The organism is Comamonas halotolerans (assembly GCF_030162935.1).
GTDB lineage: Bacteria > Pseudomonadota > Gammaproteobacteria > Burkholderiales > Burkholderiaceae_C > Comamonas > Comamonas halotolerans.
Map to the genome: position 1 here is coordinate 83,666 of NZ_JASAUZ010000012.1, position 26,196 is coordinate 109,861.

Annotated in this window: 28 protein-coding genes; 9 read left to right on the forward strand and 19 right to left on the reverse strand. The window is 57.5% G+C overall.

Annotation, left to right across the window (positions count from 1 at the left end; translation table 11 throughout):
* Positions 1–56: 56 nt before the first annotated feature.
* The 7 genes from rpsG to QEP11_RS07725 all read right to left on the reverse strand — a co-directional run bounded on the left by rpsG (position 57) and on the right by QEP11_RS07725 (position 5,078).
* On the reverse strand, positions 57–530 hold the full coding sequence (rpsG, locus tag QEP11_RS07695) for a 30S ribosomal protein S7 (protein ID WP_219163511.1): 474 nt from the start codon (positions 528–530) through the stop codon (positions 57–59).
* A gap of 170 nt (positions 531–700) precedes the next feature.
* On the reverse strand, positions 701–1,078 hold the full coding sequence (rpsL, locus tag QEP11_RS07700) for a 30S ribosomal protein S12 (protein ID WP_003059441.1): 378 nt from the start codon (positions 1,076–1,078) through the stop codon (positions 701–703).
* A gap of 157 nt (positions 1,079–1,235) precedes the next feature.
* Positions 1,236–2,405: a D-alanyl-D-alanine carboxypeptidase family protein gene (locus tag QEP11_RS07705; protein ID WP_284336056.1), complete on the reverse strand. Its 1,170-nt coding sequence runs from the start codon at positions 2,403–2,405 to the stop codon at positions 1,236–1,238.
* Between the two features lie 38 nt (positions 2,406–2,443).
* The gene (locus tag QEP11_RS07710) at positions 2,444–3,076 is read right to left on the reverse strand and encodes an alpha/beta hydrolase (protein ID WP_284336057.1); all 633 of its coding nucleotides are present in this window, start codon (positions 3,074–3,076) and stop codon (positions 2,444–2,446) included.
* Between the two features lie 97 nt (positions 3,077–3,173).
* Complete coding sequence (locus tag QEP11_RS07715; RefSeq protein ID WP_284336058.1) at positions 3,174–3,518, reverse strand: (2Fe-2S) ferredoxin domain-containing protein; 345 nt, start codon at positions 3,516–3,518, stop codon at positions 3,174–3,176.
* A 12-nt stretch (positions 3,519–3,530) separates the two neighbouring features.
* Positions 3,531–4,628 (reverse strand): VanZ family protein, encoded by a 1,098-nt coding sequence (locus QEP11_RS07720; protein ID WP_284336059.1) that lies wholly within the window; start codon positions 4,626–4,628, stop codon positions 3,531–3,533.
* Between the two features lie 33 nt (positions 4,629–4,661).
* On the reverse strand, positions 4,662–5,078 hold the full coding sequence (locus QEP11_RS07725) for a CopD family protein (RefSeq protein ID WP_284336060.1): 417 nt from the start codon (positions 5,076–5,078) through the stop codon (positions 4,662–4,664).
* A gap of 250 nt (positions 5,079–5,328) precedes the next feature.
* Here QEP11_RS07725 and hemB point away from each other — a divergent pair, with 250 nt between their 5' ends.
* The gene (hemB, locus tag QEP11_RS07730) at positions 5,329–6,339 is read left to right on the forward strand and encodes a porphobilinogen synthase (RefSeq protein ID WP_284336383.1); all 1,011 of its coding nucleotides are present in this window, start codon (positions 5,329–5,331) and stop codon (positions 6,337–6,339) included.
* Positions 6,340–6,444: 105 nt separating this feature from the next.
* Complete coding sequence (locus tag QEP11_RS07735; RefSeq protein ID WP_284336061.1) at positions 6,445–7,554, forward strand: magnesium transporter CorA family protein; 1,110 nt, start codon at positions 6,445–6,447, stop codon at positions 7,552–7,554.
* Positions 7,555–7,601: 47 nt separating this feature from the next.
* On the opposite strand, the gene QEP11_RS07740 is transcribed toward QEP11_RS07735, so the two are convergent.
* Positions 7,602–8,327 (reverse strand): dienelactone hydrolase family protein, encoded by a 726-nt coding sequence (locus QEP11_RS07740; RefSeq protein ID WP_284336062.1) that lies wholly within the window; start codon positions 8,325–8,327, stop codon positions 7,602–7,604.
* A 135-nt stretch (positions 8,328–8,462) separates the two neighbouring features.
* On the opposite strand from QEP11_RS07740, the gene QEP11_RS07745 reads away from it, so the two are divergent.
* On the forward strand, positions 8,463–9,098 hold the full coding sequence (locus QEP11_RS07745; protein WP_284336063.1) for a MarC family protein: 636 nt from the start codon (positions 8,463–8,465) through the stop codon (positions 9,096–9,098).
* A gap of 49 nt (positions 9,099–9,147) precedes the next feature.
* On the opposite strand, the gene QEP11_RS07750 is transcribed toward QEP11_RS07745, so the two are convergent.
* The 7 genes from QEP11_RS07750 to QEP11_RS07780 form a co-directional block, all read right to left on the reverse strand.
* Positions 9,148–9,675, reverse strand: a complete 528-nt coding sequence (locus QEP11_RS07750) for a hemerythrin domain-containing protein (protein WP_284336064.1) — start codon at positions 9,673–9,675, stop codon at positions 9,148–9,150.
* Positions 9,676–9,866: 191 nt separating this feature from the next.
* The gene (locus QEP11_RS07755) at positions 9,867–10,445 is read right to left on the reverse strand and encodes a hypothetical protein (protein WP_284336065.1); all 579 of its coding nucleotides are present in this window, start codon (positions 10,443–10,445) and stop codon (positions 9,867–9,869) included.
* A 70-nt stretch (positions 10,446–10,515) separates the two neighbouring features.
* Positions 10,516–10,734, reverse strand: a complete 219-nt coding sequence (locus QEP11_RS07760) for a CsbD family protein (RefSeq protein WP_284336066.1) — start codon at positions 10,732–10,734, stop codon at positions 10,516–10,518.
* A gap of 175 nt (positions 10,735–10,909) precedes the next feature.
* Positions 10,910–11,581, reverse strand: a complete 672-nt coding sequence (locus tag QEP11_RS07765; protein WP_284336067.1) for an ABC-type transport auxiliary lipoprotein family protein — start codon at positions 11,579–11,581, stop codon at positions 10,910–10,912.
* A gap of 16 nt (positions 11,582–11,597) precedes the next feature.
* Positions 11,598–12,575 carry an MlaD family protein gene (locus QEP11_RS07770; RefSeq protein ID WP_284336068.1) on the reverse strand — a complete coding sequence of 326 codons (978 nt, stop codon included), beginning with the start codon at positions 12,573–12,575 and terminating at the stop codon, positions 11,598–11,600.
* A gap of 2 nt (positions 12,576–12,577) precedes the next feature.
* Positions 12,578–13,378, reverse strand: a complete 801-nt coding sequence (locus tag QEP11_RS07775; RefSeq protein WP_284336069.1) for an ABC transporter ATP-binding protein — start codon at positions 13,376–13,378, stop codon at positions 12,578–12,580.
* A gap of 3 nt (positions 13,379–13,381) precedes the next feature.
* Complete coding sequence (locus tag QEP11_RS07780) at positions 13,382–14,509, reverse strand: MlaE family ABC transporter permease (RefSeq protein WP_284336070.1); 1,128 nt, start codon at positions 14,507–14,509, stop codon at positions 13,382–13,384.
* A gap of 223 nt (positions 14,510–14,732) precedes the next feature.
* Here QEP11_RS07780 and QEP11_RS07785 point away from each other — a divergent pair, with 223 nt between their 5' ends.
* The 6 genes from QEP11_RS07785 (at position 14,733) to QEP11_RS07810 (ending at position 21,262) form a co-directional block, all read left to right on the forward strand.
* On the forward strand, positions 14,733–16,463 hold the full coding sequence (locus QEP11_RS07785; RefSeq protein WP_284336384.1) for a GMC family oxidoreductase: 1,731 nt from the start codon (positions 14,733–14,735) through the stop codon (positions 16,461–16,463).
* Between the two features lie 335 nt (positions 16,464–16,798).
* On the forward strand, positions 16,799–17,557 hold the full coding sequence (locus tag QEP11_RS07790) for a sulfite exporter TauE/SafE family protein (RefSeq protein WP_284336071.1): 759 nt from the start codon (positions 16,799–16,801) through the stop codon (positions 17,555–17,557).
* 265 nt (positions 17,558–17,822) lie between these two features.
* Complete coding sequence (locus QEP11_RS07795) at positions 17,823–18,593, forward strand: ABC transporter substrate-binding protein (protein WP_284336072.1); 771 nt, start codon at positions 17,823–17,825, stop codon at positions 18,591–18,593.
* A 113-nt stretch (positions 18,594–18,706) separates the two neighbouring features.
* On the forward strand, positions 18,707–19,489 hold the full coding sequence (locus tag QEP11_RS07800; protein ID WP_284336073.1) for an amino acid ABC transporter permease: 783 nt from the start codon (positions 18,707–18,709) through the stop codon (positions 19,487–19,489).
* Positions 19,486–20,241: an amino acid ABC transporter ATP-binding protein gene (locus tag QEP11_RS07805; RefSeq protein ID WP_284336074.1), complete on the forward strand. Its 756-nt coding sequence runs from the start codon at positions 19,486–19,488 to the stop codon at positions 20,239–20,241. The genes QEP11_RS07800 and QEP11_RS07805 overlap by 4 nt, the downstream gene beginning before the upstream one ends.
* Positions 20,242–20,338: 97 nt before the next feature.
* The gene (locus tag QEP11_RS07810; RefSeq protein ID WP_284336075.1) at positions 20,339–21,262 is read left to right on the forward strand and encodes a DMT family transporter; all 924 of its coding nucleotides are present in this window, start codon (positions 20,339–20,341) and stop codon (positions 21,260–21,262) included.
* 16 nt (positions 21,263–21,278) lie between these two features.
* On the opposite strand, the gene mrdA is transcribed toward QEP11_RS07810, so the two are convergent.
* The 4 genes from mrdA to QEP11_RS07830 all read right to left on the reverse strand — a co-directional run bounded on the left by mrdA (position 21,279) and on the right by QEP11_RS07830 (position 26,105).
* A complete protein-coding gene (gene mrdA / locus QEP11_RS07815) occupies positions 21,279–23,348 on the reverse strand; it encodes a penicillin-binding protein 2 (protein ID WP_284336076.1) in 2,070 nt (689 codons plus the stop codon).
* A gap of 50 nt (positions 23,349–23,398) precedes the next feature.
* Positions 23,399–23,917 (reverse strand): rod shape-determining protein MreD, encoded by a 519-nt coding sequence (mreD, locus tag QEP11_RS07820; RefSeq protein WP_284336077.1) that lies wholly within the window; start codon positions 23,915–23,917, stop codon positions 23,399–23,401.
* Entirely contained in the window at positions 23,914–24,909 is a 996-nt protein-coding gene (gene mreC, locus QEP11_RS07825; RefSeq protein WP_284336078.1) for a rod shape-determining protein MreC, read from the reverse strand. The genes mreD and mreC overlap by 4 nt, the downstream gene beginning before the upstream one ends.
* A 152-nt stretch (positions 24,910–25,061) precedes the next feature.
* Positions 25,062–26,105: a rod shape-determining protein gene (locus tag QEP11_RS07830; RefSeq protein WP_284336079.1), complete on the reverse strand. Its 1,044-nt coding sequence runs from the start codon at positions 26,103–26,105 to the stop codon at positions 25,062–25,064.
* Between the last annotated feature and the right edge of the window lie 91 nt (positions 26,106–26,196).

Here is a 26,196-nt window from a genome sequence, read left to right on the forward strand (position 1 = left end):
AGGCCGCAGGCAAGATTTGCGAGCGGCCCGTCTTGTTTCAACCTGCAATAAGCAGATTAGAAGCGGAAGTGGCTGAATGCCTTGTTGGCTTCGGCCATACGGTGCACTTCGTCACGCTTCTTCATGGCGCCGCCACGGCCTTCGGTGGCTTCCATCAGTTCGTTGGCCAGACGTTGGGCCATCGACTTCTCACCACGCTTACGGGCAGCTTCCTTGATCCAACGCATGGACAGAGCCAAGCGACGAACAGGACGCACTTCAACGGGCACCTGGTAGTTAGCACCACCCACGCGGCGGGACTTCACTTCCACCATGGGCTTCACGTTGTTGATAGCAGTAACGAAAACTTCCAGAGCTTCCTTCTCAGGTTGCTTCTTGGCGATCAGATCCAGAGCACCGTAAATGATGCGCTCTGCAACTGCCTTCTTGCCGCCTTCCATGATCACGTTCATGAATTTGGACAGCTCTACATTGCCAAACTTAGGATCTGGCAGGATTTCACGTTTGGGGACTTCGCGACGACGTGGCATTTTTACCTCTATCTTTGCTTCAGTTGGTGACTTTTCAGGCACCGCGAGAGCCATTCAAAAAAACTCTCACTTACTCGACCCACGCAAAACATTTGCGCTTCGGGCCACTACGTTTGACCGCGCCAGTCAGGCGAATCAAACACCGATGTGTTCTAGAACCGAAAAGCTAATTACTTAGCCTTAGGCTTCTTAGCACCGTACTTGGAACGGGCTTGCTTACGATCCTTCACACCTTGCAGGTCCAGAGAACCGCGAACGATGTGGTAACGCACACCTGGCAAGTCCTTTACACGACCGCCACGCACCAGCACAACGCTGTGCTCTTGCAGGTTGTGGCCTTCACCGCCGATATACGAAATCACTTCGAAACCGTTGGTCAGACGCACCTTAGCCACCTTACGCAAAGCCGAGTTAGGCTTCTTAGGTGTGGTGGTGTACACACGGGTGCACACGCCACGGCGTTGGGGGCAGTTTTCCATAGCAGGGCTCTTGGATTTAACAACTTCGACCGTGCGGCCCTGGCGCACGAGTTGATTAATGGTTGGCATATATACGTCCCTAAACGTAAAAAACGAAAACGTGAAACCCTTCGGAAATTCCGAAAAGCCCTCAAATGTACCAGCTTGGCAAACTTGGGGCAAGTCATGTGTGATTAAACGATAAGCACCCGCAAATTCCGGATGCTGCGTCTGTCATCGACTTCGCCTAACGAATCCACAGTCGGATGGTGTCCCACAGGCGGCTGAAGAAACCGCCCTCATCCACGCTTTCCAGCGCAAAGATAGGCAGCTCCGCAGCCACCTGCTCCGCCACCAGCACCTTCAAGGTACCTACTTGCTGCCCCTTGGTCACTGGCGCCATCAAGGGGTCCGTGCGCACCACCTGGGTCGTGATCTTGCCGGCACTGCCTGATGGCACGGTCACCACGGTTGCGCCTTCACGGCCAATCTTGATGGTGCCTTGCGAGCCCTTCCAGATCTGCGCCTCTTCCATGGCCTTGCCTGCATCAAACAGCTTGACTGCGTCGTATGCGGTGTAGCCCCAATTCAACAGCTTCTGGCTTTCATTGGCACGTGCGTTATCGCTGGCAGCACCCAGCAAAATCGAAAGCAGGCGACGCCCCCCCACATTGGGAATTTCTCGATTGGCAGTAGACACCAGACAGTAGCCCGCAGCATTCGTATGCCCGGTCTTCAGGCCATCCACCGATGGGTCACGGAACAGCAAGGTGTTGCGATTACGGCTGTTCGCTGCGGGCGTGCCTTCGTAGCGATACTCCTTGATGGAGTAATAGTGGGTGTACTCGGGGAAGTCTCGCATCAGGCGCATGGCCAAGATGGACAGGTCACGGGCTGTGGTGACATGGCCTGGCTCGGTCAAACCTTCAGGGTTCTTGTAGGTGGTACCGGTCATGCCCAGCGCTTTGGCCTGCTCGTTCATCAAGCGAACAAAGTTCTCTTTGCTGCCACCAACGCCTTCAGCCAACGCCATGGTCGCATCGTTGCCCGACTGCACGATCATGCCTTTGAGCAAGTCCTCCACAGGCACTTGCATCTTGGGATCAATGAACATGCGCGAACCTGGCATCTTCCAGGCCAGCTCGCTCACAGGCAGACGTTGCTCCAGCGTCACCTTCTTGGCGCGCAGGGCATCAAACACCATGTACGCGGTCATCAGCTTGGTCAGTGATGCAGGCTCAACCGGTGCATCCACATCCTTGGAGGCCAGCACCTGGTTAGCCGTTACATCCACGAGCATATAGGTGTGCGCCGCAATCTCTGGTGGCTGCAACTGTGCAATCTGGGCATTGGCCCACAAGGGAGCCAAGGCCGCGGTCAGCGCCAACGTGCGCAAGGTCGAAAAAACAGGCTTCATGAACAACTCGAGTTAATCAGGATCACAAGGAAAGTGTTTCACGGGTGTGAAGCACTCAGGTGGCGAGCCACCAGCCCTTTGAGCAAGGGCAATTGTCCGTGGAAGAAATGACCTCCAGCGGGCACAACTGTTACAGGCAGTGTCTGTGGACGAGCCCAGTCCATCACGGACTGCAGTGGAACCGTATCGTCAGCCTCGCCGTGCAACACCAAGGTGCGCTCGTGGGCCGCTACAGGCAACTGTGCTGGCTCAAAGCGGCTGGCGGCAGTGCCAACCAGCACCACCTTCTCAACGCGCCCCTCGTCCCAAAGCGCCGCCACGGCATGGGTGGCTACAAACGCACCAAACGAGAAGCCCGCCAACGCCAACGCTCCTTGCGGAGCCACTTGGCGCACCACCTCAATCAAGTCCTGGGCCTCACCACGTCCGCCATCGTGCACTCCCTCGCTGGCACCTACGCCTCGAAAATTGAAACGGACTGCCTCCCACCCAGACTGTACGAAGGCTCGAGCCAGTGTCTGCACCACCTTGTTGTCCATGGTGCCAGCAAACAACGGATGGGGATGGGCAATTACAGCAACCCCCTTTGGCATGCCTGCGGGGCGGTCCCGCAAAGCCTCAATCAAACCGGCAGCGCCGGTGAGAGAAAAACGTTCAGTTTGGGCGTTCAAAGCGGTCCTCGTCAAAATACTACTCTATTCATAGCAATCTGCTTTTACCAGACAAGCGTGTTGCCAGAAATCTCACATTGCCACCTGGGAGTCTGTTTTATCGACCAAGTTCCGGTGGTACCAACAGTCGCTCAACAATTTCACCGTTTTTGAGATGCGACTCCACAATTTCATCGATGTCCGCATCGTCCACAAAGGTGTACCACGTACCTTCCGGGTAAACCACGGCCACCGGACCTGCCGCACAGCGATCCAGGCAGCCAGCCTTGTTCACACGCACTTGCCCCTTGCCAGCTAAACCCGCGTCCTTGACCGCTTTCTTGCAGCGATCAAAGCCCGCTTTAGCTCCATGCAAGGCACAGCAGTCTTCCCCGTTGGGGCGCTCATTCAGACAAAAGAAAATATGGCGGCTGTAGTAGCCGCTGGGTGTGTTTTCACTCATGATTTACTCATTCTAGGATTGCGCTGGCCGCTGAGTCAGGCGAAGTGCCACATAAGCAAGCACGGCATAGGGCCAGACCCAACCCAGCCACTGCCCCAGACCATAAAACCGCATGAACCGCCCTTGCTCCCACGATTGCAGGCTGTCTGCAAAATAGGGATTGAGTGGCGCCTGATTGAGCCAGTTAAGCTGCCACATCAGCACCAGAATCAGCAGCACTGCACACCAGCGGCGCGGGACAGGCAACGCACATGCGGCCAAAAAAACCATCACGACCATGCCCGCCTGCGTGGGCAAGGTGAGCCACTCCCACGCATGATTGGGGCCATAGGCCATGGCTGAAGACAAACCTGTCGCCGCCAGACCTGCCACCAAAGTCACCAGCGCAAAAATGGCACGGCGCCCTTTGTGATCAATCAGCATATAACCCAGCAAGCACGGCGCCAGCAGACCGAGCATGACGCACAGCATCTCTGCGCTGGGCATCAACGGCACCAAAGGTTCTTCACGCAGAGGCAGCCAATCCATAAAGGGTGTGCCCTCCAGCCATGCATCGAGTGTTTTATCGAGCCGCTCCAGCACCTGGCCCAGCCCGAAAGGCAGGACCTGCGGAAAAAGCAGTGCCAGCGGCCACAGGCCGATGAGCACAAGACCGCCATGAGGCTGCTGACCAAACCAGCGTTCGCGAAATACACTCCAGCGATCCAGGGCGCCCAGCCATTCCAGCGCACCAGCCACCAATGCACCCAGCAGTACACCTGCAGCATTGAGCACAAAGTCCAAATTCGAAGGTACTCGACGCGGCAAATAGATCTGCAAGAACTCCATGCACAGCGACAACCCTGCGCCAACTACCAGGGCTATGGGCAGTGACCAGCCACGCAAGCCGCTACGCAGACCTCCTAGCGCCAATAAAAAGCCCAGCGGGGCGTACCCGATCACATTGATGTTGACGTCAAACCACGTCCAGTATGGAGGTGGCAACGGTGCCGAGACAAACACCCACGGTGAAATGCCCTGCGCCCGCCAGCCTTCGAAAGGGAACAGGCTGGCAAAGACAATCATGGCGGTGTACAGCATGGCCAGTGGCCACGCCGAAGTTTTGAACACAGTCAGCCCCCCTCAACTTGAGGCGTACGCGATTTAGAAAGGTTTGACGACCACCAAAATCACGATGGCCATCAACAGCAAAACGGGCAACTCGTTATACCAACGGAACCAGCTGTGGCTACGCTGACAGGTTTCGGCCACCAGTTGACGCAGCATCACGGCACAGCTGTAGTGGTAGGCCATGACCGCCAACACCAATAACAGCTTGGCGTGCAGCCATCCGCCCGCAAAGCCGTATCCCAGCCACAGCCACAAGCCCAGCGCCACTGCGGGTACAGCCAGGATCGTGGTAAAGCGCAACAAGCGCTGCGACATGCCGATCAAGCGCTCACGCTCCGCCACTGAGCCAGGCGTCACCATGGCCAGATTCACAAAAATGCGCGGCAGATAAAACAGACCAGCAAACCAGCTGGTCACGAAGACGATATGAAAAGCTTTGACCCACAACATGCACACAGTGTAAAGGGCAGGACGGAACATAAAAAAAGCCCGGCACTGCCGGGCTTTGAAAATCCTCTTGGAAGAGGCCTGCTCAGGGAGGTGAAGCAGGGAATGCGGCGAACCGCGCTCAGCAGCAAATCTAGCAATCGCACCCGAACACGTACACAGGGACAATCCCCAAGGTGCTTGCAGCCAATGCTTTACCTGCGTCAAGCGCACCACCTCGCAAGGATGAGCGGACAAGCGCACAATGGCGGACATGCATCTGTCTAGCCCTACCCCTTTCCCGCAAAGCCGTCCACGCCGTCTGCGCCGCGACGCCTTCACCCGTAACCTGGTGCGCGAAAGCCGCTTGTCGGCGCACGACTTCATTTATCCCGTGTTTGTGCACGAAGGCAACAACCGCCGCGAAGCTATCGCCTCCATGCCCGGTGTGGAACGCCTGAGCCTTGATCTGTTGCTTCCCATCGCAGAGGAATGCGCCAAACTGGAAATTCCCGTGCTTGCGCTTTTTCCTGCCATTGATGCCAGTCTGAAAACACCCGATGGCAAAGAAGCGCTGAACCCCGATGGTCTCATCCCTCGTGTGGTTCGAGCCCTGAAAAAAGAATTCCCCCAGTTGGGCGTGATGACCGACGTGGCCCTGGATCCGTATACCAGCCATGGCCAGGACGGTATCCTGGACGACACCGGTTACATCCTCAATGAAGAGACTGTGGAAGTTCTGGTCGGTCAAGCGCTGGCCCATGCTGAAGCCGGCGTGGACATGGTCGCCCCCAGCGACATGATGGATGGCCGCATTGGCGCCATACGTGAAGCGTTAGAGCTGCAAGGCCATATCTACACCAAGATCATGGCATATAGCGCCAAGTACGCCAGCAGCTTTTACGGGCCTTTCCGTGATGCCGTGGGTACGCGCGGTGCTTTGGGCAAAGCCGACAAGAACGTTTACCAGATGGACCCCGCCAACACCGACGAGGCCCTGCGTGAAGTCGCCATGGACATTGCCGAAGGTGCAGACATGGTTATGGTCAAGCCAGGCATGCCTTATCTGGACATCGTGCGTCGCGTCAAGGACGAGTTCAAGGTTCCGACCTTTGCCTATCAGGTCAGCGGCGAGTACGCCATGATCAAGGCTGCCTCGGCCAACGGCTGGCTCGACCACGACGCCGTCATGATGGAAGCGCTGCTGGCCTTCAAACGCGCAGGTGCTGATGGCATCCTGACTTACTTCGCCATTGATGCTGCGAAAAAACTGCGTGGTCTGTAAGCTGTAGGCCTCCCATGCACAGGCAGCCTCTGGGCTGCCTTTTTTGTTTTTGTGCACTGCCTGTGCCTGATGTCTTCACGCCCGCAGTCATTTTCTTGACCCACCATGCGCCTGCTGCTGATAGAGCCCGCCACCAAACGCATTCAAGACCTTGGCCCATGGCCTGTCGCAGATGCACCGCATTTGGTCCAGCCTGAAGGCGACAGCTTCTATTGGCTGTCCGGAGAACGCGACGAGTTCGAAGCCCATTTGCCTGCCGTACAGGCCCTGCTGCACCAGCTATGCGGTGCGACTTTGGTGGATTTGCACATTTCAGACTTGCTCAATGCGCAAATCCCCTCCACGTTCGACTACACATCTGACTATGACGTCATGCTTTTCCGACGTTTGGAGATGCCTGCCAATGCATCGGGAAAAACCGCGCTCCAGGCCATTACCACCATACCCGTGGGCTACGCTGTCTTTGATGCGCTGCTATTGAGCGTGCATTCCAGCGCATGCCAAGTGCGGGCACAGAGCCTGCAACGCTTGCTGACACCCAGCACAGCACCCGAAAAACGCGGCATTGCCAACCGTCTGCCAGCCAGCAGCGCTGACTTGATGCTGCGCCAGATCAATCTGATGGTGGACGATTTTCTGAACTTGCGGCGAGAGATGGCCAAGCAAATCGATGTCTGGCAAATGCAGCTGCTCAACCCCAAGTCTCGCTTCAACGAATGGGGCAAGGTCTTGCAGGCACGCATGGCGCTGCACCAGCTCGATGAAATCTGTGAAGACCAGCGATCAGCCATCCAGGACTGGTTGGACGCACTGCAAACCTGGCAAGACGAGCACAGCAGCAAGTCCGAACGCCGTGCGCTAGAGCTGCTGCGTGTGCGTTCGCGCGATGTACTGGAACATATTGAACGGGTGATTCACCATGTGCACCGCATGGAGCAAAGCGCTGAAGCAGCGGTGCAGATGCATTTTTCTGCCCAGAGCAACCGCGCCAACGACATCATGCGCACATTGACCACACTCACAGCCATTTTTTTGCCATTGAACCTGATCGCCGCCGTGTTCGGCATGAACTTTGATGTTCTGCCCCTGGTACACAAAGAAGACGGTTTCTGGTGGGCAATGGGCTCCATGGCCCTGATTGGCATCGTGCTGCTGGTGTTCTTCTGGCGCCGCCGCTACATCGAGAAAGCCAGCTTGCTCGGCGAACAAGACTGAGTCGATGCTCAGCCCTTCCTGACAGCCCATTGCTGATTCTCTGTGCCTCAGCGCTTTTCAGCGCCAACACTTCGCCCCGCATCGCAGCTCAAATGCTGCTCAAAGAAAGTCAAGGTCCGATCTTTGGCCTGCACTGCACTGACTTCATCGTAGCCGCCCCGGTGGTCACAATTGAAACCGTGGTCCGCGTCGTACAAATGCACTTGCACCTCAGGGTGTGCTGCACTAAAAGCCTGAACGCTGTCCAGCGAAATATAGGCATCGCGACGACCGAAGTGCGCCATCACCGGAATACGAGGTGTTCGCGCAATTTCAGGTGGCACGGTCATCCCGCCACCGTAGTAGCACACGGCTGCAGCAATCTCATCAATCAAGCTTGCCGCGCGCCATGTCAGCAGGCCTCCCCAGCAAAAACCCACCATCCCCACATTACAGCCGCTGCGCTCCTTCGCCCAGCGTGCAGCAGCACGGATATCCTGCATCACGCCCTGCCCTGGCAGAGCCTCTGCGGCTGCTTTGAACTGCTTGCCCTCTGCCACGCCCTCCTGGTCATAGCCCAGTTCCACATCTGGTGCCAAGCGTGCAAATAGCGCAGGTGCGATGGCAATGAAGCCCTGCTCTGCCAGGCGATCCGTGACCTCCCGAATATGGGCATTCACGCCAAAAATTTCCTGCGCCACAACCACCGCGCCGCGTACTTGGCCTTGCGGCTCAGCCACCCAGGCGGGAATTTGCTTACCATCTTCTGCCACCAACTGTACAAAATGACCCATGCTTGAATCCCCTTATGGTTGTTGTGTGTGGCCCGAGTGCACACAAACGCCTTATTGACTTCGGCCACCACAATGGCGACTTTAAGCAATCTGCGTTCCACTTACACCCATCCTTTGCCTCAGGCTTGAGCACCCATGGATTTAAAACCGCTGATTACCCTCGTCGCCATCATCAATCCTTTGGCGATTGTCCCGTTTTTCATCCACTACACAGAGGGCTTTGATGCGGCGCAGCGTGCACAAACCATTCGCACTGCGGCGTTCAGTGCTTTTGTGGTGATTGCCGCCTGTGCCTTGATTGGCCTTCAGGTGCTGGACTTCTTCAACATCTCGCTTCAAAGCTTTCAGGTGGGGGGTGGCTTGCTGCTGCTGATCAGCGCCATGAACATGCTCAACGCCCGGCCAGCCGAAGACCGACGCCATGAGGACACACTGGAAGCCGGAGCTGAAAAAGCGGCCATGGGCAACAGTATTGCCGTAGTGCCACTAACCATCCCCCTGCTGACCGGCCCGGCAGCCATGTCCACAGTGGTGATCTATGCGGACAAGGCTGCCACGTTCTGGCAACACTTGGCGCTGGTAGGTTATGGGGTTGTCGTGGCTGCTGCCGTCTGGGCCAGCTTTTCCATGGCGGAGCCGATCGCACGGGTCCTGGGCAAGACAGGCATCAATGTCATGACGCGCCTGATGGGGCTGATTCTGGCGGCGCTGGCCGTAGAGGTGATGGCAGGCGGATTGATAAAAATTTTCCCGGTTTTGGCTGCTGGCTAAGCTCGCTCTGCCCCAGCGTTTGCCGCCGCCAGCGCAGAACGAAAACCACTCAAAATGCAGCCTGCGCCACTTTCTCCGCCTGTGCCTCATGCTTGGCATGGTCTTCGGGTTGAGAGCAGGCACCACCGCAGCCACTGATGAGCTCCTCCGGCAATGCCTGCGCATTGGTCATCACCCCTGTTTCCGGGTCAAAGCCCAGGCTTTGCATGTGCTGCGCCAATGCCGCATCCATAGTCTGTGCGTGGTAACTGAACCAGGAGGCCAGCTCCGGCGTCATGCCGCGAATCATGGTGTAGTCGCCAGATTCGGCTTTCTGGGCGCCTTCACGCATAATCTCCAGCACCACCTTGTGCTGGCTCGCATGGCAATTGCCCACTGCAAACCCGGTAGCCTCCATCCAGCGGTCTTCTTGACCGAAGTGCTCTACAGTGTGCTCAATCAACGCTTGCCACAAGGGCACTAGCTGAGCATCTGCCGCGCTCTCAACACCGGCTAGCAGATCCACAAACTCCTTGTGCGTTTCATCCATGACAGGAATGTCCAGCACCAAATCTGGGGACCATTCAAGTGTGGCCATAGCGCAACTCCTTTTTATATGTGTTGTTACAACGAGCGCCAGCTTATGGTTGACATTGATTAAGGATTTGCGGCACATCAAAGCAGAGCCAGCACAAGGCTTTGACTTACAGTTTTATTTCATCAGCGCAAAAAAGCCCCGTCGAGCGGGGCATCAGTTTCACAAAAGGGCCTGCGTAGATACCAGGCCAATTACTGCGCGAACATACGTTTGGCGTCGTTTTCACACTTGTCCTTGGCATCTCCAGACAAGGAGTCACAGCGCTCTTTCGCAGCCTTGTATTCTGCTTCGCGTACGTTCTGTGCCGCATCCTTGCGCACTTCAGAGACATTGGCCGCCTTGGCTTGCCCGTCTTTGCTGGAATCTGCCCGGGCATCCGCTACCTTGGCTGCTTCCAGCGCCTTCACATGCTCGGCCTTGGCATCTTTCTCGCACACGTCTTGAGCGTTGCCCTTGAGGTCATCGCACTTTTCCTTGGCGACCTCGTAGGCAGTATCCGCCTTGGTTTTTGCAAGTTCATAGCGATTCTTTTCACTGGGGTCCTTGCGCAGTTCCAGTTCAGCCTTGGCGATTTTCTCGCGCCCCTCGGCTTCTTCTTCACACACATCCTTGGCGTTGCCGCTCAGAGCATGGCACTGCGTTTTCGCAGTCTTGTACTCCGCAGCGATACGCTCTTTCTCAGCTTTGAACTCGTCGCTGCTCAAGGCAAAAGCAGAACTGGCGAACATGGCGGTTGCCGCTAAGGCCAAACAACGTGTACTCAATGACATTGATGACTCCTTCGATGGTCTATCGCAAAAAAAAATGGACACACTGTCCATGCTTGACAGCAAGCAGAAATTACTCGTCCCAGCGGAAGTCCGGGTTGCGTTTTTGCCAGTCACCCAGCTGCTTTTCTGCTTCGTCCTTTGCGATGCCCTGGCGTTCTTGCAGCTTGCCCAGGAATTGATCGCGCTTGCCCGCAACCACATCTATATCATCATCTGTGAGCTTGCCCCACTGTTCACGAATCTTGCCCTTGAATTGCTTCCAGTTGCCTGCAATACGGTCTTCGTTCATAGCGCCTCCTCAATGAAAAAAAAACAGGATGCATGCACGTACATCTCGCCGCCGAAACAGTCGAAAACTTTCGTGCAAATCGAAGCTTTAATCTAAAAAGATACTGCGCTGCAGGGCGTAGTCGATGCAGGAACCAGACGGTCAGACCATTCCGCCCATCGCTGCCAGAAGTGCCTCAACGTCCGTAGGTCTGCAGCCAACGACTCAGCTGCCCGGCCACTTCATCCACTGCCGCAGCCATCGCCTGGGCTCCGCCGGCTGCATCCGCTGAAGTAGCGGGAACTTGCGCTGTAAGAATGCGCTGGCCTTGCAGCATATTCCCTCCGCTTTGAGCATCCCGCGCAATCAAACTGGCACGTACATGCACGAGTGCATAGCTGCTGCTCACACTTTCAAAAACGTGGCTGAACTCATTCAGCTCTATTTTCAGAACTGCCAGCATGCGATTGTCCGGGGTACGGAAACTGATCTCATCACGCTCGGAGAGCAGCGGGCGCTCCAGCCCCAGCCGCATACGCAGGCGTTGCTCCAGCATCTGGGCAGGCGGTTGGCTCCAGCGAGCATTTTGGTAGGCACGCAATTGCTGCCCATCCGCATAATTCAGGCGGTACAGCATTGCCGTCATACCTTCCGGCATGTTCAGTGCCTGTACAGGTGCCATGACCAAAGGCACGGGAGCCACCATAGGAGCCGAGGCAGTGGCGGCAGGAGGGTTCACATCTGCCAGCCCCAGGTCATAACGCACACTGGCCGCAGGTCTAGAAGGCAGGGCCGAACAGCCTGCCAGCCACACCACAGCCAGCGCACACCCCAAGCGCATCATCCAGGAATCCATTCGTACATGCATGGTGAAAAATCCTTTTCTAACGGGCTGCAGGAGCTACAAAACCAGCTTCACCAGGCCCTGGCAGGTCATTGCCCAAGCCATAGATCAAAGACTGTGGGTTATCGCCAATGCCTGAAGCAGCATTACCCAAGTTGCGCGCAGCGGATGACACATCGTCAGCGGCCCGGTTGATGCTCGGCAAGGTACGGCTGTCAAAGCGTTCTGCCGCACGTGCCATCGTTTGCGCCCCTTGCGTGACCTGGTCCAGCGCGCCACCCTGTTTTTGCATCGATGCCGCCATACCGCGCACTTCCTGTGCCAGATTTCCTGCTTCATTGCCCGCGCGCTCCATGGCCTGCATCGCTTTGCGAGCATCCTGGGCCATGCCCGGGAATTCTTTGACAGCCGGCGCTATCTCTTCACGCAAGGCGGTGTCCATGGCGCGGGTGACATCGCTGACATTGCCTGCTGCCTCCGACAGATTGCTCAACAAGCTGCTGAAACGCGCCTGGTTTTCATCGCCCAGCAATTGGTTGATGCGCTTGGTGGCCTCATCGACCTTGCTCAAAATCGTCATGCCCTGATCGGCCAGGACGCTCAGTGGCGACGACTTCATGGGCAGCCGTGCAATACCGCTCTCACCAGGCTCCAAAGCTTGCATCGGCTCTGTCACATCATCGAGCTGAATGTGTGCAATCCCCGTCACACCTTGATAACCGAGCATGCCGTAAGTACCGGTGGTAGATACCGGAGCCTTGCTGTCCACAGCAATGCGAATCAGCACATTCCCTTTCTGCACATCATCAAACGTGATGTCTGTCACCTTGCCAACGGCCACGCCCTTGTAGCGCACAGTGGCCTGGTTTTGCAGTCCGCTGATAGCGTCAGAAGTCGACAGCTCATAGAGCATGTACTCGTGGCGATCTCGGGTCAGCCATAAAGTCAGCCCGGCCAGCATGAACGCCAAAATCAGCACAAAAGTGCCGGCAGCCATGGCATGTGATTTGTTTTCCATACTTAATTGCCTCCCACGGGTGCGGGCGCCATGGCACGACGACCGCGCTCACCCTGAAAGAAAGTCTCAATAAAAGGATGCTGAAATTGCGCCACTTCACGCGGCGCGCCCGTAACGATGACTTTTTTATCGGCCAGCACGGCAACACGGCTGGACAGTGCAAACAAAGTGTCCAGATCGTGCGTAACCATGATCATGGTCAGCCCCAGTTCTGCGTGAAGATCTCTCAGCAAAGTGCAGAACTCATCAGAGCTGGTGGGATCCAGCCCTGCTGTTGGCTCGTCGAGCAGCAACAGGGGCGGGTCCATGATCAAGGCGCGTGCCAACGCCACACGCTTGACCATGCCACCCGACAAGTCAGCTGGCATGCGCGTGGCATGCTCAGGCTTCAACCCCACCATTTGCAGCTTGATCATGGCGGCCTCGTTCACCATGGCGTCTGGCAACGTGCCTTGCTCCCTCAAGGCAAAGCCGATGTTCTCCAGCACATTGAAGGCCGAGTACAAGGCGCCGTGTTGAAACAGCATGCCAACCCGCGCCGCAGCTCCTTCCTGGCACAGCTCCAAAGCAGGCCGCCCCAGCGTCGTCACACTGCCTTTACCCGGCTGCAGCAGGCCCAGAATTTGTCGCAACAGCACCGTTTTACCCGTGCCAGAGCCTCCCACAATCGACAGCATTTCACCGCGATACACCGTCAGGTCCAGATCCTGGTGCACGGCAAATGCTTTGTCACCTTCGCCGAAAATGCTCCACAGCTTGTCGACGATGACAACGGGTTCGGTGCCTGGTGTCTGTGCATGCATAGTTTAGAACCCCACATCCTTGAAAGCGATCGCAAAAATCGCATCCACGATGATGACCATGGTGATGGATGAAACCACCGACGCTGTGGTCCCCTGCCCCAGGCTCTGCGTGTTTGGTTCCACGCTCAAGCCCCAGTGGCAACCGATCAAGGCGATAAAAATACCGAACACCACGGATTTGGCCATCGCCAGCACCAGGTTGCCAATCTGCACGGCATCCGGCAATGCTTCCCAGAAGAAAGCGGCAGAGATTCCCATGGTCAAGTCTGCGGCCAGCATGCCCCCGCCCAATGCGGCCAAAGTGGTCCACAAACAAATCAGCGGCATGGCCAGCGCCAGTGCCATCGCTCGTGGCATCACCAGTCTGAAGCCATGTCGAATACCCATGACCTGCATGGCATCGAGCTCTTCGGTCACCCGCATCACACCGATTTGCGCCGTAATGGAAGAGCCCGATCGGCCTGCCACCAAAATGGCTGCAAGCAGTGGACCCAGCTCACGGATCAATGAGATACCCAAAATATCGACAATAAAAGCTTCAGCACCAAATTGCCGCAACTGCAACGCCATCAAATACGCCAGCACCACGCCAATCAAAAAACCCACCAAGGCCGTAATCGGCAAGGCTGTGGCACCCATGCTGTAGAGGTGCCCCGAAAAGTCTCGCCACGGCCCTTTGCGCGGATGACGCAGCAGATACACCAGGTCAATCGCCAACTGACCAATCAGCTGTACCAGATGCTGAAAGTGTCCCAGCGCACGCAGCACCAGCAAACCCAGTTGGTTCACACGTCCCATCAAGCCCAGAGGCTTGGCCACTGGCGGCTCTGCCAGCTGCAAGGAAGCAATGCGTGACAGCATGGCCCGCTGCGAATCTGTGGCCTTGAGGTGCTGCGGCCATTGACGTTGCCAATGGCTCCATAAGAGCTGCGCGCCAATATGGTCCAGCCATTGCAGCTGCTGCAAGTCCCACCCCTGTGCCGCTTTCACATCCCTGGCTTGCAAGGCAAGCTGCACCGCCTCCCAATGCGCACGCTGTCCCAGCTCTGCCGCCCCCCAGCGCCCTTGCAGTTGCACCCAGGCCCCCTCGTTGTCCGAGGCAAGGTGTAAGCGAGGAGCAATGTCATTCATAGTGCGATCTAAAGCCAAACTGGCACAAGCTTACAAGCTTTCTGCCCGGATACCGAAGGCGCAAGCCCAGCCACCCTGTCAGCGCTGGCTGCACGACGGCGACACAGCCAGCATTGGACTACACGCTTTCCCTATCGACAGACAGCGGCTTCTACCCAAAATGACGCAAGCGGCCTCCATCTCGGACGGCTTGATTCTGGGCCGTTCTTGGACGGCGCCCACCATGAGTGAAACCACTTTCGACTACATCATCATTGGGGGCGGCACTGCTGGCGCCTTGCTTTGCAACCGCCTGAGCGCTGACCGAAATGTGCGCGTAATTCTGCTCGAAGCCGGGCGCAAAGACGACTACCACTGGATCCATATCCCTGTTGGTTATTTGCACTGCATCGGCAATCCACGCACCGACTGGCTCTACCAGACAGAAGCTGATGCTGGACTCAATGGACGCAGCCTGCGTTACCCGCGCGGCAAGACGTTGGGCGGCTGCTCCAGCATCAACGGCATGATCTATATGCGCGGCCAGGCGCGCGATTACAACCAGTGGGCACAGCTCACGGGCGATGACGCCTGGCGCTGGGACAATGTATTGCCCGCCTTCAAGCGCCACGAGAGTCACTGGCGCCTGGACGAAGGCCAGCCCCAGGACGCAGGCTTTGCCGCACTGCATGGCGACAAGGGGGAATGGCGCGTCGAAAAACAACGCCTGCGCTGGGATATCCTGGACGCGTTTGCTCAGGCTGCGCAGCAATCCGGCATTCCTGCCACGCAAGACTTCAATGCCGGCAACAATGAAGGCGTCGGTTACTTTGAGGTCAACCAAAAAGATGGCTTCCGCTGGAATACTGCCAAGGCTTTTTTGCGCCCCAAATGCTACGCCCGGCCTAACTTCGAGATGTGGACCATGGCCCAGGCCACGCGACTCATCACCGAGCGGCAAGCAGACGGCAGCTTGCGCTGCACCGGTGTGCAGGTCTGGTCTGGCGACGGGCTGGAGCAGGTGACCGCCACCGAAGAAGTCATTGTCTGCGCCGGAGCCATCAATTCGCCACAGCTGCTGCAGCTCTCAGGCATTGGCCCTGGTCATTTGCTGCATGACAAAAGCATTGCCGTGGTACACGACTTACCCGGTGTAGGCAGCAATTTGCAAGACCACCTTCAAATCCGTTCGGTTTACAAAATCAGCGATGCACTCACGCTCAATACCTTGGCTGCCACCAACCTGGGCAAGCTGCGCATTGGCTGGGAATACTTGCTGCGCCGCTCAGGACCAATGAGCATGGCACCGTCCCAACTGGGTGCTTTCACGCGCAGCCGCCCTGAGCTTGAGCACCCTAATTTGCAATACCACGTGCAGCCCCTTTCTCTCGATGCATTTGGAGAGCCGCTGCACAACTTCCCCGCATTCACTGCCAGCGTCTGCAACCTCAACCCCAGCAGCCGTGGCACTGTGCGCATCAAGAGTCCCAACTTCGAAGATGCCCCAGCCATTGCACCCAACTACCTGAGCACCGAGGAAGACCGACGAGTGGCCGCGGAAAGCTTGCGCGTGACACGCCGTATCGTCAGCCAACCCGCCCTGGCTCGCTATCAGCCGCAGGAGTGGAAACCCGGTGTGCAATATCAAAGCGACGATGATTTGGTGCGCCTGGCAGGTGATATTGCAACCACCATTTTTCACCCTGTCGGCACCACCAAAATGGGGAGTGACAGTGACAAAATGGCGGTGCTGGACAGCCGCTTGCGCGTACGCGGCGTACAAGCATTGCGCGTGGTGGATGCTGGCGCCATGCCCACCATCACCAGTGGCAACACCAACAGCCCAACACTGATGCTGGCCGAAAAAGCTGCAGAATGGATTCGTGCGGATCGAAAGGCACGCCTGAGCCAGATTGCATTGCCCACTGTCGCGGACACACCAGAGACCGAAGTGCTGCAGTCACTCACTGCTTAAGCTGCTGCTTGCCGCGCTCGCTTTTGGTGGAGAACGCGAGGGATTACTTTCTGGGTCAACCCCTTGTGCACAAGGCGTGCTGTCAGACAATGCACGCCATATTTGCGGGAAATCCCCGATGCACCAAGATCATGCAGCGCTTACAGTCCATTCACTCTAGCTCGCACCAAGGTGCAGCAAGGAGGGCCCGAGGAGACAACTCGATCCACAAGCAAGACCAATATTCAAAAAGCATCCGCCAATGAGATGCCTTTCCAAAGCGCCGGCAACCCCGGCGCTTTTTGTTTGTGCGGGTGACACCTTTTTGCTGCCCACCGGGCGCACAATGCACGGCTATGGAATGGATTTTTGTCTCTCTGGCATCAGCACTTGCGGGTTTTGTGGATGCCATCGTCGGCGGCGGTGGCCTCATCTTGGTCCCCGCCATGTTCGCCGCTTTCCCCAACGCCGCACCTGCCACGCTATTTGGCACCAATAAAAGCGCCGCAGTCTGGGGCACTGCCATGTCCACCTGGCAATATAGCCGCCGGATCCATATCACCTGGCGCACCATCGTTCCAGGTATTGCTGCAGCAGGCGTTGGTGCTTTTCTTGGCGCTTGGGCCGTCACTCTGGTCAACCCCGATTTTCTGCGCAAGCTGCTGCCCTTTATCTTGCTGGGTGTGCTGATTTATACCCTGGCAAAGAAAGAACTGGGTCGAGAGCACAAGCCGCAGCACAACGAGCGCACCACCCAGTGGCTCACCGCAGCCATCGGTTTGGTCATTGGCTTTTATGACGGTTTTTTTGGCCCAGGCACCGGCAGTTTCTTTGTGTTCTTGCTGGTACGTCTGCTGGGCTACGACTTCTTGAATGCATCCATCAATGCCAAGCTCATGAATGTCACCACCAATTTGGCGGCCATCCTGCTGTTTGCCATGAAGGGCCATGTCTGGTGGCACTTTGCAGTGCCACTGGCCATTGCCAATGTGCTGGGCAGCATATTGGGTACCTGGATGGCACTGCGCCACGGCGCTGGCTTTGTCCGCGTGATTTTTATTGTCGTGGTAGGGCTGCTGATTCTTAAAACCGGATGGGATGCCTTTGCGCCGTGAGCAACTTTGCACACAGTGGGCCTGAATCCCTCAAGGCTGCTCAGACACCCGTCTGCAACAAAGAGGGGCGGCTTCTATAATCGAGAGTTGCTTTCGCCCTCAGGCCGCCCGGCAATCAGTGCATCAACACTGATTGCCGGGCGGTACAGCCCTGGCCTTGCTAGCCGGCTGTGGCCCCTATGTTTCCGCGCCGCGTGGTGCGTGCGGAGGCTCCAAGCGCTTGGAGCCGGGGGCCGGACCCTGCGACTGTCTCCAGGAACCTCTCATGAAACGCATTTCCGTGATCGCCGCTGCCACCTTGGCAGTACTGGCTGCTACTGGTGCCCACGCCCGTAGCTTGGATGCCATCCAAAAAGATGGCACCCTCCGCCTCGCAACCGAAGGCTACTACGCGCCTTTTGCCTACTTTGAAGGCAAAAAGCTGGTGGGCTTTGAAGTGGATTTGGCCGAACTGATGGCCCAAAAAATGGGGTTGAAGTTCGAGTGGAAAACCATCTCGTTCGATGCTTTGCTCACCGGCCTCAAGCAAGACCGTTGGGACTTGGTCATTTCCTCACACGGCATCACGCCCGAACGTGAAAAGGCCGTGAACTTCACTGCGCCTCATTACTGCTCGGGTGCGCAGGTCATCTCCACCGACGCAGCCATCAAGGCAGGCAAGGATCTGGATGGCAAAACCGTATCCGCCCAGACCGGAACCACCTATCTGGACTACGTGCAAAAAAGCGTTCCCGGCGTCAAGCGTGTGGTGAACTTCCCCACCAACGAAGCTGCCATGAACGCCCTGATGACCAAGCGCTCCGATGCCTGGGTAACCGAACGCTTCCTGGCCAAGGAAATGCTGCAGAAAAACCCCAAGATCAAGTTCCACCAAGGCGAGTTGCTGTTTGTGGAAAAGATCGCTGCAGCCGTTGCCAAAGACAACCAGCCTTTGGCTGACGCGTGGAACAAGGCATTTGCCGAATCCTTGAAGGACGGCAGCTACGCCAAGATTTCGCAAAAATGGTTCCAGGAAGACATTCGTTGCCCTGAGTAAAGCCGCGAAAGGGCAGCCGCTGCACGCGCCATGACGATGGCCGGCGCAGCGTGCTCCCAGCGCCCTGACCCACTTGTCAGGGCGTTTTTTGTTTCACCAACCTCATTTTTCTTATGCTTACCGCCCTCTGGCCCTCCCATTGGAGCCGTCCACAGCGCAGCAATGCCACCCTGGTCACCGCACTGGTGCTGATGGTGGTGGTCGTGTCTTTGCTGGGTGAATTGCTCGCCCTCATGCCCGAGCCTATTGGCGACCACGCAGCCGAATTTGCCGAGGGTGCCCGCACCACCCTGTATCTCACTCTTATCAGTGGCGCTGCAGGCCTGCTGCTTGGAGTGATCGCAGCGCTGGCACGCACCTCGGGCAATGCTGTGCTGCGCACCATCGCCAGCACCTACATCTGGATCATCCGAGGCACGCCGCTGCTGGTACAAATTCTGTTCATGTACTTTGCGCTGCCCGTACTGGTGCCCGGGTTGAATTTGCCCGATTTTGCCGCAGCCTGCCTGGCCTTGTCGCTCAACGTCGGGGCCTACAACGCTGAAGCAGTACGCGCTGGCCTGAATGCCGTGCCGCGTGGCCAGGCCGAAGCCGCACGCGCACTGGGTCTCCCCAAAACCCGCGTGTTTTCGGATGTGGTCTTCCCCCAGGCGTTCAAGATTTCGCTACCACCGCTGGTGAGCAACTTTGTGGCTTTGCTCAAAGACTCATCGCTGGCGTATGCCATTGGCGTGGTGGAACTGACCAATGTGGGCAACCGCATCCAGTCTTCCACATTTCAGCCCGTCGAAACCCTGATCACCGTGGGTGTGACCTATCTGGTGCTGACCACGCTGGTGACCCAGGTGACGGCAGCCGTCGAGTACCGCTTTGATGTGGAGGGTCGCCAGAAATGATCAGTGCCACCAAAGACCGCACACCGTACATCGTCTGCGAACACGTCACCAAATCCTTTGGCAACCACCAGGTGCTCAAGGGTGTGTCCACTGCGTTCAGCAAGGGCGAAGTGACCGTCATCATTGGCGCTTCGGGCTCCGGGAAATCGACCCTGCTTCGTGCCTTGAACCGCCTGGAGCCCCATGACGGAGGCCGCATCACCATCGGTGGCGTGCCTGTCACCGATCATGAGGCCACGCTGCAAAAGCAGCGCTGCGAAGTCGGCATGGTGTTCCAGCAGTTCAACCTGTTTGGTCATATGACGGTGCTGGACAACATCACCCTGGCACCTCGTCGCATCCACAAGATGGCGCGTGCCGCTGCCAATGCCAAAGCCATGCAACTGCTGGAACGCGTAGGCATGCAGGCACATGCACACAAGTATCCTTGGCAACTGTCCGGCGGACAGCAGCAGCGTGTAGCAATCGCCCGTGCGCTGGCCATGGAGCCACAGGTGATGCTGTTTGACGAGCCGACCTCCGCACTTGACCCCGAAATGGTGCAGGAGGTGCTGGAAGTCATGCGCGAACTGGCCAAAAGCGGCATGACCATGATTGTAGTCACCCATGAAATGGGCTTTGCTCGCGAAGTGGCTGATCGCGTGATGTTCTTTGACCAGGGCTGCATTGCCCACGAAGCACCTCCCGCTGAGTTCTTTGCACATCCTGCCAACGAACGCATCGCCGCATTTATTGGCCGCGTGGCACACTAAGCACTGCGACCCTGCCGCATTCCCAGCGGCAGCCCTCTATTTTCAAGAGCTGCTAGCGCCGTGCTGGCAGCTTTTTTTGCGTCTTCTCCGATTTCTCATGCGTACCGAACGTCTGGGCCTGCTGGCTCTGCTGACCGTGACCATGGTCTGGGGCACAACCTTCCCCGCCATGAAGCAACTCACTGCGGATCTGACCGCACTGCAAATCATCTGGTTGCGTTTTGGCATGGCCGCAGTGCTGCTGCTGCCTCTGTGGCGGGGCATGCGCAGCGCCGAGTGGCGCTGGGGCCTGGGTCTGGGTGTGCTGAACTTTGTGGCTTTCTGGCTGCAAATCGAAGGTCTGCACTACACCAGCAGCAACCGCAATGCCTTTGTCACCGGATTGAATGTCTTGATCGTCCCGCTGATCGCCTGGCTGCTGATGCGTCGAGCAATTGGCTGGCAGGTCTGGGGCGCCTGCGCCATGGCCGTGGGCGGCATGTGCCTGATGTTTTTTGAAGATGCTCCATGGAACTGGGGCGACACGCTCACGCTATGCAGCGCCCTGGTCTATGCCTGCTTCATTTTGAGCATGGAAGCAGCCGCGCTGCGCAACGTGCGGACACCGTTGCGCGCAGGCCGAATGGCCGCTGCCCTGGCTGGTTCCATGTGGCTGTGCACCACGCTGATTCTGCTGGTGCAACCCCAGGGCATGCACCAGCTCCATACCCAGGCCTCATCACTGTCGACCAATGCATGGGTTGCCTTGTTTTATCTGGGCTTGATTGCCAGCGCCATGGTGGTTGTTTTTCAAGCCTGGGGGCAGCAACGCGTGGATGCCATGCGCAGCGCCATTGTGTTTGGTCTGGAGCCCGTGTTTGCTTCACTCACCGCATGGTGGCTGATCGATGAGCGCATGGGTCTGGTGGCCATCGCAGGCGCGGCCTTGATTGTGGCAGCCTTGATCTTCAGCCAATGGCAACCAGCACCGTGGCTGAAAAAAAGCAAGCCAACAGCACCCGACCATACAGCCCGCGTCTGAACTGTGTCCTGGAGGCTCAATCCTCGGCTTCAGCTTCAGGCTCTTCTTGCGCAGATGTGGATTCCTGCGCGCGCTGCTCGGCCATATCCCCACCGCTGAAATCCTGAATCACACGCGGTGCACCCACACCGGGTAGCTCCATACGCTCATACTGCGCCATCATTTCGTAGCCACGGCGAGGTGTGCCAATGGGGCGTGTGGCCTTGCCTTTGCGCATGGCCGCCATGTCTTCCTCACTGGGATAGCGATCCAGCAACCAGTAATCGAATACACGCCGCGCAATGGGCGCAGCCGCTGCCGCACCAAAACCCGCGTTCTCCACAATCAGCGCCAAAGCAATCTTGGGGTTTTCTGCCGGAGCATAAGCAATATAGAGCGAGTGGTCGCGTTGGTGTTCAGCCAGCTTGGCGGCGTTGTACTTTTCCTTCTGTCCCACCGTCACGGCCTGTGCCGTACCCGTTTTGCCTGCCGAGGTATAAGGTGCCCCCGCAAACACACCGCGCGAAGTGCCTTCCACGGTCACCGCAGCCACTGCACTGCGCACCGCTTCCACATGTGCAGGCTTGTAGCCCATGTTCTTGCCGGGCTCACGGTACAGCGAGGTGAACTCTCGCGTCACTGCATTGACAGTCCCCTTGCCCAGGTGCGGCGTGTGCTGGATACCGTGATTGGCCAGCATGGACGTGGCGTATGCCAGCTGCAACATGGTGAAGTGGTTATAGCCCTGGCCGATTCCCAACGAGATGGTCTCACCCGCATACCACTTCTTCTGTTCGGGCCGTTTGTAGGTATTTCGCTTCCACTCCGTGCTGGGCAACACACCCTTGCCCTCGCCCAGCAAGTCGATCCCCGTCTGGCGTCCGAATCCCATAGGCAACAGATGCTCGTGGATCATGTCCACGCCCATGTCGTTGGCCAGCATGTAGTAATACACATTGGAGGACTTGATGATGGAGCGGCGCAGATTGGTCGGGCCGTTGGGGTGGCCTGAGCGAAAGGTATGCCCTGCAAAAGTCCAGCTACCGTTGTCCTGGATGGTTGTCTCGATCTTGCGCTTGCCCGACTCAAGGCCCGCGATCGCCATAAAGGGCTTGTAAGTTGATCCAGGAGGGTAGGTACCGCGCAGCGCACGATTGAGAAGTGGCCGGTCCAGCGAGTTATTAAGTAAGTCCCAACTTTCCTGATCAATCCCATCCACAAAAAGGTTCAGGTCATAACCAGGTTTGCTCACCATGGCCAGCACCTCCCCGTTTTGTGGATCCATGGCAACCAAGGCACCACGGCGCTCACCGTAGAGCTCCTCTACCAGTTTTTGCAGGCCAACATCCAGCGTCAGCACCACCGTATCACCAGGAGTGGCCGGGCGACTGTTCAGGCGCCGCACGGCAAACCCCCCTGCTGTAGTCTCCAACTGCTCCCAGCCCGTGAGCCCGTGCAACTGCTTTTCATAGCTTTGTTCGATGCCCAGCTTGCCGATCACCTCCGTGCCGCGGTAGTTGGCGTAGTCGTCGCTGTCTTCCAGAGCCTCTTGCTCCCTCTGATTGATACGCCCGATGTAGCCCACCACATGGCCTGCCACATCTTCCAAAGGGTAGTTGCGAAAGAAACGCGCCTTGATGTCCACCCCGGGAAAGCGCCAGCGCTGGGCCGTAAATCGCGCCACTTCTTCATCGGTCAGACGGCTGCGCAGAGGAATCGACTCGAAACGTTTGGAATCCTCCATCAAACGTTTGAATTTGCGGCGGTCACGCGGCGTGATCTCCACCAGGGTGGAAAGCTCATCGATGGTGGCCTCCAGATCTTTGATCTTGGAGCGGGTGACCTCTAATGTATAGGCCGAGTAATTGGTGGCCAGCACAATACCGTTTCGATCCAGAATCTGCCCCCGATTGGGCACCACGGGCACTACTGCGGTACGGTTGCTCTCGGCACGTTCAGCGAACGCATCGTGCCGCACCACCTGCAGCACAAACAGGCGGTAGACCAGCACGCCAAACATGAGCAGCACCACCAGCGCCACCACCCAGATGCGCAGGCGGAACTTCATCAGCTCCGTTTCGCTGTTTCTGACCTCAAAGCCACTCATGCCGGCTCCTGAGGGTGGGCGTTGACTGCCTGCGCTGCATCACACCAGCCTTACAAGGGACGGTTGCTGTCCGCATCGGGTGCACGGCGTTGCGGGGCCAGCAAAATTGCCCCCAAAATGGGCCACAGCAGCATCTCCAGCACAGGAGCAAGAGCAATCGAAATCCCAGGAAACATCCCTCCAGCCAGCATGCGAATCAGCATCTGCAGCAAATGGGCCATGGCAAACACAGGCAGCCATTGAACTGCCTGGATCAGTGGCGAAAACCACATCATGCGACGGCTCAAGTGCTGTGCCACAAAAACAACAAGCACATAAGTAAGCGCATGCTGACCCAGCAAGGCTGTTTGCTGCACATCCACACCCAGGCCCAGCAAAAAGGCCACACTCATGGGCATGCGATTGGGGTGGTGCATGGCCCAGAAAATCAGCACCAGCATCAGCACATCAGGCATCCAGACAAAGCCGCCCAAAGGCAACAGGCTCAGCACAAAAGCCACTGCCACACTGAATGCAATAAAAGCCGGACTCACCGGCATCAGCAATTGCTGACCACGCGGCATGATCATCGTTGGCCTCCCGGTCCAGGCAAGTTGTCAACGCCCGAGGAGCGGCGCTGGGCCGATTTGTCTTCGCGCTGCTGCTGAGCCTGAGCCTCGGTCGGCACAATAGGCTGCGCATCTGGTGCGTGCTCGGCTTTGATGGTATTGAGTGGTGTCAGCACCATGACGTGACGAGCGCCATCCAAACGGGCAATCGGCTCACAGTAAATGCGCATGAAGGGCGACTGGGCGCGGCGTTCCACCTGCACCACACGAGCTACCGGCAGACCGGCCATGTACACGCCATCGACACCGCTGGTGACCAATTCGTCACCTTCCTGAACATCTGCGTCATTGGACATAAAGCGCAGTTCCATACCATCAGTGCGCAGGTTGGATGCATCCCCGTAGGCCACGCTGCGAACGCCTGTGCGCGCCACCATGACTGGGATGGCCTGATCGCGGTCCGACAACAGTGTCACTTCACTCGAAAACGGTTGCACACGTGTGACCTGGCCCAGAACACCCAGCTCGTCCATGACAGGGCTTCCTGCCTCCACGCCTGCAACCTTGCCCTTGTCCAGTACCACGCGACGCGTGTAGCTGTCTGGCGTTTCGTACATCACCTCAGCAGCCACCGTGCTCACGGTCAAACGATCACGCAGTTGCAGCAAGGCACGCAACTGCTGGTTTTCCTTATCCAGGCGTTCGGCATCTTGTGCCTTGAGCACCATGGCCGTCATCTGACGACGCGCCTCGGCAGCTTCGTTTTGTGCAGCTCTCAGATCCTGGAAATAGCCTTTGCCGCTGGACAACCATTCAACAGGCTGCATCACCGTCCACTGCAAAGGGTAAAGCACCACTGAAACCGCTTGCCGCAATGGCTCGGTCAACCTGAAGCGGGCATCTGCCAGCATCAGCACCACTGCCAGCACACTCAGCACCAGCACGCGCGTACCAGCTGAAACGCTATGTTTGAATGAAGATGGAGCATCGCGCTCCAGCGTTCTCAAGCTCATGGTGTGCACCTGCGCGTATACCCAGCGCCATCGCCGGTTGAACCGTACGACTCGCTGGACAGCCGAGCTTTCTCAGAGACCATGGGAAACCATTCAATCCAAAAGCTTGCCGCCTACGCCAAGGGTACAGGTCGGCAAGCTGTGTGCCTGCATTAGTCGCTGGTAAAGATGCTGCCTTGACGATCCAGGCTGTCCAGCGCCATGCCACAACCTCGCACCACGCAGGTCAGTGGCTCTTCGGCCACCAGCACAGGCAGGCCGGTTTCTTCGGCCAGCAAACGATCCAGGTCTCGCAGCAGCGCACCGCCACCGGTCAGCATCATGCCGCGCTCGGCAATGTCTGCGCCCAGTTCGGGAGGTGTCTGCTCCAGCGCATTCTTCACAGCGGAGACGATCTGGTTCAAGGGCTCGGTCAGCGCTTCCAGCACTTCGTTGGAAGAGATGGTGAAGCTGCGCGGCACGCCTTCGGACAGATTGCGGCCCTTGACTTCCAGTTCCTTGACTTCAGAGCCTGGGAAAGCCGAACCAATTTCCTTTTTGATCAATTCCGCCGTGGGCTCACCGATCAGCATGCCGTAGTTGCGGCGGATGTAGCTGATGATGGCTTCGTCGAACTTGTCACCACCTACGCGCACAGAGCCTTTGTAGACCATGCCGCCCAGCGAGATCACACCCACCTCAGTGGTGCCGCCGCCGATATCAACCACCATGGAACCAGAGGCTTCCGACACAGGCAATCCAGCGCCGATACCGGCGGCCATGGGTTCTTCAATCAGGTATACCGAGGTGGCTCCAGCGGCTTCCGCAGCATCCTTGATGGCGCGGCGCTCGACCTGGGTCGAACCGCAAGGCACGCAGATGATGATGCGGGGGCTGGGCGTCATCAGGTTGCGCGGGTGCACCATCTTGATGAACTGCTTGATCATCTGCTCGGTGATCACAAAGTCCGCAATCACGCCATCCTTCATCGGGCGGATGGCTTCTATATTCCCGGGCACCTTGCCGAGCATGGCCTTGGCTTCACGGCCAACGGCTTGAATCACCTTCTTGCCGTGGGGGCCGCCTTCGTGGCGAATAGCCACCACCGAAGGCTCATCCAAAACAATACCTTTGTCACGAGCAAAGATCAGGGTATTGGCTGTGCCAAGGTCAATGGCCAAATCGGTGGAAAAGTACCGACGGAAAGCACCGAACATTCAATTTTCCTCTCAGGCACAGCACGCGCTTCGACTTGCTATCGCCAAGGTATAGATCAACAGGAATCAGGGGGGAGTCAAGTTTAGGCTT